Annotated in this window: 13 protein-coding genes; all 13 read right to left on the bottom strand. The window is 26.0% G+C overall.

The window, feature by feature from the left end; all coding sequences use genetic code 11:
* Position 1: 1 nt before the first annotated feature.
* The 13 genes from pilM to AC4FQ1_RS11285 all read right to left on the bottom strand — a co-directional run bounded on the left by pilM (position 2) and on the right by AC4FQ1_RS11285 (position 11,827).
* Complete coding sequence (gene pilM, locus AC4FQ1_RS11345; RefSeq protein ID WP_491169709.1) at positions 2 to 1,051, bottom strand: pilus assembly protein PilM; 1,050 nt, start codon at positions 1,049 to 1,051, stop codon at positions 2 to 4.
* Positions 1,052 to 1,061: 10 nt separating this feature from the next.
* Positions 1,062 to 1,814 carry a prepilin peptidase gene (locus AC4FQ1_RS11340; protein WP_491169708.1) on the bottom strand — a complete coding sequence of 251 codons (753 nt, stop codon included), beginning with the start codon at positions 1,812 to 1,814 and terminating at the stop codon, positions 1,062 to 1,064.
* A gap of 118 nt (positions 1,815 to 1,932) precedes the next feature.
* The gene (locus AC4FQ1_RS11335) at positions 1,933 to 2,451 is read right to left on the bottom strand and encodes a type II secretion system protein (RefSeq protein WP_491169707.1); all 519 of its coding nucleotides are present in this window, start codon (positions 2,449 to 2,451) and stop codon (positions 1,933 to 1,935) included.
* Positions 2,452 to 2,508: 57 nt separating this feature from the next.
* Positions 2,509 to 2,964: a type IV pilin protein gene (locus AC4FQ1_RS11330; RefSeq protein ID WP_491169706.1), complete on the bottom strand. Its 456-nt coding sequence runs from the start codon at positions 2,962 to 2,964 to the stop codon at positions 2,509 to 2,511.
* A 61-nt stretch (positions 2,965 to 3,025) separates the two neighbouring features.
* Positions 3,026 to 4,237 (bottom strand): type II secretion system F family protein, encoded by a 1,212-nt coding sequence (locus AC4FQ1_RS11325; RefSeq protein ID WP_491169705.1) that lies wholly within the window; start codon positions 4,235 to 4,237, stop codon positions 3,026 to 3,028.
* A gap of 15 nt (positions 4,238 to 4,252) precedes the next feature.
* Positions 4,253 to 5,926, bottom strand: a complete 1,674-nt coding sequence (locus AC4FQ1_RS11320; RefSeq protein ID WP_491169704.1) for a GspE/PulE family protein — start codon at positions 5,924 to 5,926, stop codon at positions 4,253 to 4,255.
* A 174-nt stretch (positions 5,927 to 6,100) separates the two neighbouring features.
* Positions 6,101 to 6,970: a methionyl aminopeptidase gene (locus AC4FQ1_RS11315; RefSeq protein ID WP_491169703.1), complete on the bottom strand. Its 870-nt coding sequence runs from the start codon at positions 6,968 to 6,970 to the stop codon at positions 6,101 to 6,103.
* Positions 6,971 to 7,070: 100 nt separating this feature from the next.
* Complete coding sequence (locus AC4FQ1_RS11310; protein ID WP_491169702.1) at positions 7,071 to 7,217, bottom strand: hypothetical protein; 147 nt, start codon at positions 7,215 to 7,217, stop codon at positions 7,071 to 7,073.
* A gap of 111 nt (positions 7,218 to 7,328) precedes the next feature.
* On the bottom strand, positions 7,329 to 7,952 hold the full coding sequence (locus AC4FQ1_RS11305) for an HAD family hydrolase (protein ID WP_491169701.1): 624 nt from the start codon (positions 7,950 to 7,952) through the stop codon (positions 7,329 to 7,331).
* Positions 7,953 to 8,073: 121 nt separating this feature from the next.
* A complete protein-coding gene (locus AC4FQ1_RS11300; RefSeq protein ID WP_303128154.1) occupies positions 8,074 to 8,460 on the bottom strand; it encodes a hypothetical protein in 387 nt (128 codons plus the stop codon).
* Positions 8,461 to 8,641: 181 nt separating this feature from the next.
* Positions 8,642 to 9,751: an ABC transporter ATP-binding protein gene (locus AC4FQ1_RS11295; RefSeq protein WP_491169700.1), complete on the bottom strand. Its 1,110-nt coding sequence runs from the start codon at positions 9,749 to 9,751 to the stop codon at positions 8,642 to 8,644.
* Positions 9,752 to 10,033: 282 nt separating this feature from the next.
* Entirely contained in the window at positions 10,034 to 10,897 is an 864-nt protein-coding gene (locus AC4FQ1_RS11290) for a carbohydrate ABC transporter permease (protein WP_303128158.1), read from the bottom strand.
* Between the two features lie 18 nt (positions 10,898 to 10,915).
* Complete coding sequence (locus tag AC4FQ1_RS11285) at positions 10,916 to 11,827, bottom strand: carbohydrate ABC transporter permease (RefSeq protein ID WP_491169699.1); 912 nt, start codon at positions 11,825 to 11,827, stop codon at positions 10,916 to 10,918.
* Positions 11,828 to 11,866: the final 39 nt, after the last annotated feature.

Below are 11,866 nucleotides of genomic sequence, written 5' to 3'. Positions count from 1 at the left end.
TTTAATTTCTCCTTAAAAATAATCCATAAAGAGGTAAGTATCTTCCAAACTCTTTATCTGTATTTTTAACTTCAAGACCTAGGTCTTCTGTACTTCTTATTAATTTACTTTTTATTAAAAAGTAATCTTCTATATATTTTATAGCTGTATTATTTAATTCCAAACTAGATAATATAACTATCTCATTAACTTTGTTATATCCCTTACCTGAATTATAAAATTTAATTGTTTTATCTACTATAGATAATAAATTATCTACCGAATCCTTTATTTTTGGATATTTATTAAATGTATCTATTAATTCAAATGATTTTATATCTATTCTTTTTGATTTATTTTTATTTGAATAACTCTTATATGTAACTGTATTTTCTAAATCATTATTTCTTCTATATTCTCTTATAATATTTTGGAATCCAAATGGTATATTTCTCTCTAAATTCATAACTCCATCATTTGCTATAGAAACAATACTAAAACTATAACCTAAATAAAATAATGCTACAGTTTTTCCTCTATATTCTAATGTACTATTTAATAAAACCTTATTTATTGAATTTGTTAATACATCTATTATTTCTAACTTTTTATTTAAAGCTTTGCTTAATTCTACATAACTATTAATTTTATCTTTTATACATGCAGCAACTAATATATCTACTTTAGGATTATTTATTCCATTTTCTTTTCTTATTACTTCATAATCTATATAATAATTTTCGTTATTTTGAACTAATTCCTTAACTTCGTATTCAACTGCTTCTCTTAAATTCTCACTATTCATCTTTGGTAATTGAATATGTCTAGTTACAACATCACTTCCAAATATAACAAAAGATACTTTATCTTCATTTATGTCATTTTCTAAAAAATATTTTAATAATATTTCTGATAATCCAACTACATCTTTTATTGTTCCCTCTATACACATTCCTTCTTCTATTGGTATAGAATCATATAATTTTATTTTCTTTTTATTTCCAATCAAAATATCTATAAACTCATCTTTAATAGTTAAAATAATACTATCTTTGCTTCCTAGTCTAAACATTATTATCCTCCTATATAAATGTATTTAAATATACATTTAATATATCAATCCCCCATAATACCGAAATAAAAGTACCTAATGCAATAAAAGGTACAAATGGCATCTCCATTTTTCTTTTACCTATTATTAATAAAAATATAGCTAATATTCCACCTAAAATTATAGAAACTATCAATGTGACTCCCATTAATATAGGACTTAAATAAAGAGCAACAAAAAGATATACTTCTAAATCACCTGCTCCAAAGCCATCAAATCTTTTTGAAATTAAATATATTATTCCTACTATAATAAGAGGTATAAGTATACTAATTATTCCTTCCTTTAAAGGTTTTCCATTTATTATTTCTATTATTGAAAATAATATACCAAATAAAAATCCAACTAAAGATACACTAAAATAAACTTCTTTTGTTTTTATATCAATAGTTGAAGCTATTATAAGTATTGAAAATAAAACTATGTATTTAAATGTATTTATAGTTAATCCAAAATTTAAATACATTATTAAAAACATAAATGCTGTAATTAATTCAATTAAAGGATATATAATACTTATTTTTTCATTACAGCCTTTACACCTTCCCCTTAAAATAACCCAACTTAGAACTGGTATAAGCTCATATGCCTTAAGTTCTCTGCCACACTTTGCACAATGTGATGGTGGATATGCAATATTTTCTTCTCTTGGTATTCTATAAATACAAACATTAAAGAAACTACCAAATACTAATCCAAATATAAAAAATATTAAACCTATCATTTAAACTCCTTTATATAAATTTTTTATATTTTAATAATTGTCCACTTTTTTAAATTTTAAAACATTAATATTAAATAACTATTTTATTAACTTTAATAACTTTATATCTATATTCTTTTTAATTATTGTTTTGTTGTTTAGTATTTTCATCTTTTATAGGAATTCCGCTCCAGTTATTCAAACACCCATTTTTATCTAATACAATTTTATTAGTGTCAGCATTAATTACTTGTTTCAATAATCCTATGTAATATGCATTTGAAAGTTTCTTTTCTGCTTTTTTTCCTTCTTCTTTGCTTATATAATTTTTTTCTTCCAGTATTGTTATAACTGATTTAGCCCCATTATTACAATCATTTTGAAATAAGTTCATGTTATCAAAAATTATATTTTTCTTTTCCGTATCTCCTTGAACACTTCCATCCTCAGGAATGATAATTCCTTCATTATGTGCTCTCTCTGCTGCATCATATAAATTTTTTGCTTCTGTTTGTATTGCAACTTTTTTTGATTTATCTACATATTGTATTACCCTCGGAACTGCTATTACTGCAAGTACTGAAAGTATTGCAATTACTGCAATAACCTCAATAAGTGTAAATCCTTTTTTCCTCATAAAATCACTCACTTTAAACATAATTCATTAAAAGGCTGTCAAAGCAGCCTTTTAATTTTTATATTAATTTATTTAATATTATTTTCCAGGTGTACTTTTTGGGTTTGATATTCCAGTATAAACTCCATCTCCATTAATTTGTATATTATTCACATCTGTATTCATTATATCTTTTAAATTTTCTAAAGTTCTATCACTTCCTAATTTATCAAACTTAGTATCTCCACTTAATAAATCTTGTGATTTAAGTGCTGTAACTGCGTTGCTTACAGTAACTTCATCAAAAGACTTAGCACCTGTTCCTCCAACTAATTGATTACCATCTTTAAATTTTAATCTTCCATCATTATATGCAGCTTCTGCAGCATTATATATAGTTGATGCTTCTGTTTGTATTGCAACTTTCTTTGATTTTTCAACATATGATATTACTCTTGGAACTGCGATTACTGCAAGCACTGCAAGTATAGCAATTACTGCTATAAGCTCAATAAGTGTAAATCCTTTTTTCTTTTTCTTCATAAGTTTATTCATAACTTATTCCTCCTTAAAATATTGTTTTATTTAAAGCTAATAAAGCTTAATATCTCTAATACTAATTTATTTGTACTGTGTCATACATTGAGAACATAGGTAATAATAATGATATAACAATAAATCCAACTAATATTGCTAATACTACAATCATTACTGGCTCAACTAAATTTGTTAATTTTTCTAATGCAAAATTTGATTCAGAATCATAAAATTGAGAAGCTTTCTCCAATATCTCTTCAACACTTCCTGATTCTTCACCAACCTTTATAGATTGAATAAGCATCTTAGGAAATGCATTACTAATTTCTAGACTTTCTGCAATACTAGATCCATTATTTATTAACTCTTTACTATCGATTAATTTTTTCTTTAAATATTCATTTCCTATAACGTCTGAACATATTTCTATACATCTAACTACACTTATTCCACCACCAAATAATATAGAAAAAGTTCTCGCAAATCTTGCTGTATAAATTTGCATAGTCATATTTTTTATAAATTTAAATTTTACTATAAATCTATCTCTAAACATTTTATACGCTTTATTCTTATTTAAAATATTATTTTTAATTACTAAAAATAATAACACCGCCAAACTTATGTAAATCCAATTTCTTTTCATAAAATTACTAATCCACACAATTATTTGTGTTGGTATTGGTAAGCTTATATTTGCTGACAACAAGTTTTTCACAAATATAGGAACTACAAAAGTAACAAGTACTAAAACTATAAGTATTGAAAATATAAATAAAAATTTAGGATATATAAGTGCATTTTTTATTTTCTTTTCTTGTTTATATTGATTATCATAGTAATCTGCAAGACTTTTCATTATTTCATCTATCTTCCCTGTTTCTTCACCAACTTCTATCATATATACAAATAAGTTTGGTAAATCTTTATGCTTTTTAAAAGCTTCAGATAACAGCTTACCCTTGCCCACTTCATCATAAACATTTCTAAGTATACTTTTTAGCTTCTTATTTTCAATTTGATCTTTCACTATTTCTAGACTCTGAATTATTGTTATTCCTGATGATAATGCAAAATACATTTCTCTACAAAATATAGAAATATCTTTCTTAGGTATTTTTTTTAACATATCAAAATCTATATTTAAAGACTGTCTTCCTGTATCATATTTAGTTAAATAAAATCCTTTTTGCTTTAAAATTTTTCTTAACTCATCAACATTATTTAATTCTATTTTCCCTTTTAATAGCTTACCATTAAGGTCTTTTGCTTCATATTTGTATAAAGGCATAATTATTTTACTCCTCTATTCTTTTATTAAAGTTATTCTCATTAATTCATTCATGCTACTTGTACCATTTTTTACAATATCTACTCCACTTTCAAATAAAGTTTTCATTCCACTTTTTTTAGCTTCGTCTCTAATTTCATAAAAATTTCCTTTATTAGCTATAAGTTCTCTTATGTTTTGATTTATTTCCATTATTTCAAATATTCCAATTCGCCCTTTATAACCTGTCCCAGAACATTTTACACATCCAACTGGTTTATAAAGTTTTAAATTCTCATCCTTACTTACACCTAAAAGTTCTTTTTCATAATTATTTGCTATATATTCTTTTTTGCAATTATTACATAATCTTCTCATTAACCTTTGTGCTATTACTCCATTTAAAGATGCAGCAATTAAATAAGGTGGAACATTCATATCCATAAGCCTTACAATAGCTGCTGGCGCATCATTAGTATGTAAAGTGCTTAAAACACTATGACCAGTTATTGCAGCTCTTATAGCCATAGTGGCTGTTTCTTCATCTCTTATTTCTCCAACCATTATAACATCAGGGTCTTGTCTAAGAATTGACCTTAATCCTGAATTAAATGTAAGTCCAGCTTTATTATTAACATTAACCTGAACTATCCCGTCCATTGTATATTCAACAGGATCTTCTAAAGTTATAACATTATTTTCTTCTGTTTTTAAATCCTTTAATATTGAATATAATGTTGATGTTTTTCCACATCCGGTAGGCCCAGTAACTAAAAACATTCCATATGGATTTGAAGTAATTTTATTAACTAAATTTATGTCATCTACAGTTAATCCTAAATTTTCTTTAGTAAATTCAAAAGATCTTTTATCTAATATTCTAATTACTAGATTTTCTCCATTTACTGATGGCAAAATAGATACTCTTAAATCTATATCTCTTTTATCAATATTTATAACTATTTTTCCATCTTGAGGAATTCTTCTTTCAGCAATATCCATTCCACTTAGCAATTTTATTCTAGTAACCATTGAATTTAATGGTTCTTTTGGAGCTTCAAATTGTTTTCTAAGTTTTCCATCTATTCTATATCTTATGATTATTTTATTTTTTTGTGGTTCTATATGTATATCACTTACATCATTTCTAATTGCATTTTCTATTATTCTATCTATAAGTCTAACAGAAGGAGATTTATTATCCTCATCAATTGAAACACTTTCCTTTATTTCTTCAGCTTCTTTTTCGTTTAATTTTGCTTCGGCTTTTGACATGTAATCTTTTGAATAATATTTTGCAATAGCTTCTGATATTTCTTCTTCCATAGCTATTCCAATTTCAATCTTATATCCAGATGATAATTCTACATCTTCTTCAGCAAATATATTAAGTGGATCAGACATTGCAACAACAAGATGATTATCTCTAAATCTTACTGGTATAAGATTATACTTTTTAGCTAAACCTTCTGATATAGTTGATACAGCATTCATATCAATATCTATAAGTTCTAAATTTATTCTAGGTATTCCAAGTTGTAATTCTAATATGTTTAATAAACTTTCTTCTGTTATATATCCAAGTTCTACAAATATACGTCCTAATCTTTTATTAGTTGTCTTTTGAATTTTTATAGCTTCTTGAACTTGATTTTCTGTTATATATCCAAGTTCTACCAAAAGATCTCCTAATCTTTTTTTCTTATTCATTCAATCACCTTAAATTCTCTATATTACTTGACTATTATACAACATTCAATATATATATCCACTGTTTAAATTTAGAAATTTATTATTTCTTTTTTATATATTTACACTTTATTAACATTCAAAAAAATAAGGTGAAAAACTTAAGTTTTCCACCTTTATTTAATATATTTATTTTTAGTGAGCTAATATTTCTATACCATCTTCTGTTACTAAAATCATGTGTTCCCATTGAGCTGATAAAGAACCATCTTCTGTTATTGCAGTCCAATCATTATCAGCATCAACAAAAACTTCATATCTACCTTCATTTATCATTGGTTCTATTGTGAAAGTCATCCCTGGAACTAATACCATTCCTTCTCCTTTTCTACCTACATGAGCTACAAAAGGATCTTCATGGAACTGTAATCCTACTCCATGGCCACCAAATTCTCTAACTACTGAATATCCATTTTTTTCAGCATGCTCTTGTACAGCAGCACCAATATCCCCTAAAAATCCCCATGGTTTAACTGCTTCTATTCCTTTTTGTAAACACTCTTTTGAAACTTCAACTAATCTTTTTGCTTCATTAGATACTTCACCTATCATATACATTCTTGATGCATCTGAAAAATATCCATCTTTTATAGTTGAAACATCTACATTTATTATATCTCCTGATTTTAATATTATATTTTCATCTGGAATTCCATGGCATACTTCTTCATTAATTGATGTACAGACACTCTTTGGGAAACCTCCGTAATTAAGTGGAGCTGGAATAGCTCCTTGGCTTATTGTATAATCATAAACTATTTTATCAATATCAGCTGTGCTCATTCCTTCTTTTATTTTTTCTCCAACTAAATCAAGTATTTCATTGTTTATTTTAGCACTCTTTTTTATTCCCTCTATTTGCTCTTTATTTTTTATAATATCTCTAGGTGGCATTAAAAAACCTTGTCTTTTTAATGCTTCATATTTTTCATCAAATTCAGCATGACATTTTTTATATTTCTTACCGCTACCACACCAGCAATTATCATTTCTATTTATTTTCATTCTTTTACCTCTTTTCTAAATTTAAGTCTTTATTATTATATTATATCCTTTAGTATATTTTTTTTCAAAAACTAAAAAGGATGCTAAATTGCATCCTTTTTTATTCAAATTCTCTATTATAATTTTGAGTAAAAATTGCTTCTTTATCTAGCTCTAGTTCCTCACAAGCCTGTTCAAAGCTACAACCTCTTTCATCCATATACTTTGCCACATAATTATCAATATTCGGAATTAAATTTACATCCATGAATATTCCCTCCTTTTAATACCTGAAAGTATTTTTCCCCCACAAAATAATTATATTCTAATATAAACTTTTTATTACATTATACAATATTCTTTTGTAAAAATCATCCATTTATGTATTTTCTTTTTCATTAATTTTTATCCCATAATTTTTAAATCCTTTAATTAAATTATCATAGTCTTTATATAATATAGTATTAATATTAATTTTCTTTGCTGCATTTATGTTTATTTCTATATCATCAATAAATACGCACTCTTCTCCTTTTAAATTATATTTTTCTAGCAGTTTTTTATAAATTTCAAATTCAGGTTTAAGTAAATTTTCATTAAAAGAAACTATACCTCCATTAAATTCTTCTAAAAAATTATATTTTTGTTTAATTACCTCAAAAGAATTTTTATGAAAATTAGATAAATAATATATGTTATAACCTTCTCTCTTTAATATTTTTATAACCTCCATAGTTTCTTTTATTGGTAATAAAAGCTCATACCAATTTTCAAATGCTTTTCTTATGTCCTGTTCAATAGTAGTATTTCTCTTTATTATTTCATTAATAGCCTCTTCTTCAGTTATAGTTCCTCTATCTAACCTTTCCCATTCTTTGCTTTGAAAGATTTCCTTAAACAATATTTTTTCTAAATCTAAATCCATTATTTTTTCTCTCAAATACCTTTTAGGATTATATTCTAATATAACATTTCCAATATCAAAAATAACATTCTTTATCATAAATATCCCCCTTAAAAATTATACTTAAGTTAAGTGTAAAATAATGTTATTATATATTCAACAAAAATTAATCTAGCTAGTATAAATATTTACACTAGCTAGATTAAACATATTATCCCTTTTAACATATTTTCTCCTTAAACTTATAATACCATCTCTTTACCGATGCTCGTTCCCCAATATTTATTCTTTTATATATTATATTTAATGGAAGTACCTTTTGATTATTAACTTCTAAAAATATTGTCTTATTATCATTTTCTTCCCATATACCTCCAATATTTTTACTTATAACTTCTCCAAGATATCCACCAAATACCATTGATAAATCTATAAGTTTATCATTATCAAAATCATTATTTTCATTTGCTTTATGAAAGGCTTCTAATATATCATCTAATAAACTTAAACTATCTTCTGAAAAATCTAGTCTTATGCCTAGTTTATTTTTTGAGAAAATTACGGCTCTAAGAGATGCTTCCTTAAAGATTCTTTCTAATCTTTCCATAATAAACACCTACTCTCTTATAGCATAAAAGGGATACTTTAAAAGACATTTCTTCTTTTTTGTATCCCTTTATATTATTGTATTCATTTTATTTTAAAAGGTTCACCTTAAATTTATTTCTCTAACTAATTAAAACTTATAAAAAGGTGATAACTAGAACATTTAGTTATCACCTTTTTTATTAAAATATAGTTTTTTCACTTTCTTTATCAAAAATATGAAGCTTATCTAAATCTATTACAAACTTAACATTTCCTTTAGTATTTATATTATCAGCAGTTGCTGTTTTTATTACAATAGCTTTTCCTTCTTCTCCCTTTAAATATAAAAATGTTTCTGCCCCTAAATTTTCTGAAACTTCTATTTCTCCATTAAATATTGATTCTGAAGTTTCTAAATCTTCTTTTTTACAACTCATATTTTCTGGTCTTATTCCAGCTAAAACATCTTTATTTAAATTATTAGTTTCTTTTATTATTTTTGCTTTTTCTTCTGAAAGTTCCACATCAGTTCCTAACATATTTAAATAAACTTTTCCGTTCTTTTCATATGTTTTACCTTTTAATATATTCATTTGAGGACTACCAATAAAACATGCTACAAATAAATTACTTGGATTATCATAAATCTCTTTTGGTGATGCTATTTGTTGTACTAAACCATCTTTCATAACTACTATTCTTGTTCCAAGAGTCATAGCTTCAGTTTGGTCATGAGTTACATATATAAATGTTGTATTTAATTCATTATAAAGCTTAGCTATTTCTGTTCTCATTTGAACTCTAAGCTTAGCATCAAGGTTTGATAAAGGTTCATCCATTAAGAATACTTTTGGATGTCTAACTATTGCTCTTCCCATAGCAACCCTTTGTCTTTGTCCACCTGATAAAGCCTTCGGTTTTCTATCTAAAAGATGTTCTATATCTAAAATTCTTGCTGCATCACGTACCTTTTTATCAATTTCTGCTTTAGGAGTCTTTCTAAGCTTTAATGCAAATGACATATTTTCATAAACTGTCATGTGTGGATATAATGCATAATTTTGGAATACCATTGCAATATCCCTATCCTTTGGAGCAACATCATTAACTACTTTATTATCAATATATAATTCTCCACTTGTTATTTCTTCAAGACCTGCAATCATTCTTAAAGTTGTTGATTTACCACAACCTGATGGTCCAACAAAAACTATAAACTCCCTATCTTCTATTTCTAAATTAAAATTATCAACTGCTTTAAACCCATTTTCATAAACCTTATCAATATTTTTTAATACTAATCCTGACATAAACCTCTCCCCTTAATAAATAAATTTAAATTGTATATTTTTCAATTATAAATTCCATCATTCAACCTATCTTATATAGGATTAATAAAAAATTCTTGGAATATAATAATATCTTTATTTAAACTAATTTTGTCATATAAATAAAATACTCATCCCTCCCCAAATATAACTAATAACAAAATTAATTTCGTAACTTTAATTTAAATAGTATAATTTATCCTCATATAATAAATTTTCTTTTTATAAAAATCTTTTATTTATACTCTTTACACATCTTATACCTTAACCTTTTACAGCTCCAATTGTTATACCTTGAGTAAATGATTTTTGGAACATTATAAATATTATAATCATAGGTATTGATGCAAGTGCTGCTCCAGCCATCATTAAACCATAGTCTGTTGCAAACTCTAATTGCATTGTAGCTATTCCTAAAGGAAGTGTTTGCATATCTTTACTTCTTATTAAAATTAACTGCATAAAATAATCATTCCATGAACTTATAAATGTAAAAATTGCAAGTGCTCCAATACCTGGTTTAACAATTGGAATAACAATATTTTTAAATATTCCAACTTCTGAACATCCATCAATTTTTGATGCTTCTATAAGTTCACTAGGTATAGTTTCACTAAATTGCTTCATTAGAAAAATTCCAAATGGCCATCCCACAGCTGGAAGTATAAGTGACTTATAAGTATCAATCCAATCTAAACTAGTTAATATGTTAAATAAAGGAACCATTATAACTTGTTTTGGAAGAGCCATAGCTATTATTAATAACCAAAATACAATTTGTCTTCCTGGAAATCTTTTTTTAGCAAGAACATAACCAGCTAAAGCTGAAGTTAAGCATACTAAAAATGTTGTTGCAATGGCTATAAAAAAACTATTAAAAGTCCATCTAGCTAATGGCTGTTTTGCAAGGCTTTCCCAGTTTGCAAATGTCGGCTCTAGTGGAAACCATTGTGGTGGTATCGCAATTGCTGCACCTTGATCTTTAAATGCTCCAGTTATAATCCAATAAAATGGAAATATAAAAATTACTGTAAATAAACACAATATTATAAAAGCTACTATATTTTTTGGAGTCCATTGATTTCTCCAATCATATAAAACTTCTTTTTCTTTCTTTTTGCCAAACATAGCTTAAATCACCTCCAACTAATACTCTACATCTGAACCTAAATATTTGTATTGAATTATTGATATTGACATTACTATAACTGCTAAAACTACTCCCATTGATGATGCAAGTCCATATTGACCTAAAGTAAATGATCTTTCATATACTTGATACATAATTGTTGTAGTTGCATAATTAGGTCCTCCTGCTGTTAATAGTTGAATTAATGAGAAACATTGGAATGAATTTATTGTTGTTATTATTACGATATATAATGTTGTTGGTTTTAATAATGGCCATGTTATATTTTTAAAAACTTGACTTGAATTAGCCCCATCTATTTCGGCTGCTTCTAAATAATCCTTAGGTATATTTCCAAGAGATGCCATATATAAAACTATAGGTTGTCCAACAGATAATGTAACTAAAACCATAAGTATTGCCCACTTTGCTATACTTGGATTTCCAAGCCAAACTTGAGGATCTATCCCAAACCAACTTAAAACATAATTTAATATTCCATAATTAGGATGAAAAATCCATCCCCAAACAACAGTTATACTAACAACTGATGCTATTGCTGGTAAATAAAAAACTCCTCTAAAAAAAGATCTTATCTTTGCTGACTTTTTAAATATTGTCATTGAAACAAATAATGAAAAAACTACTACTATAGGAACATTCCCTATAACTAAAACTAAAGTATTCCATAATGATTTTCTAAATATTTCGTCTTTAAATATATTTATATAATTTTCTATTCCTATAAAGGTAGCACTCTTTGGATTATAATCAAAGAAACTCATCACTATTCCACCTATCATAGGAATTATTACAAAACCTATAAAAAATATAGCTGCAGGTAATAAAAAAATATAAGCTGCAACCCATTCTTTTTTTGCTAATTTACTATGCTTAACCTTTTTCTTTTCGATTACTTCAGCACTCACTTAAGAAACCCCCTTGCTTTCACATTTAGTGATAAGGGA

The sequence above is a fragment of the Clostridium sp. TJA020 genome (genome assembly GCF_058310295.1).
Note: the sequence above shows the minus strand (reverse complement) of the source record. Positions and strands in the feature narration are given on the sequence as shown.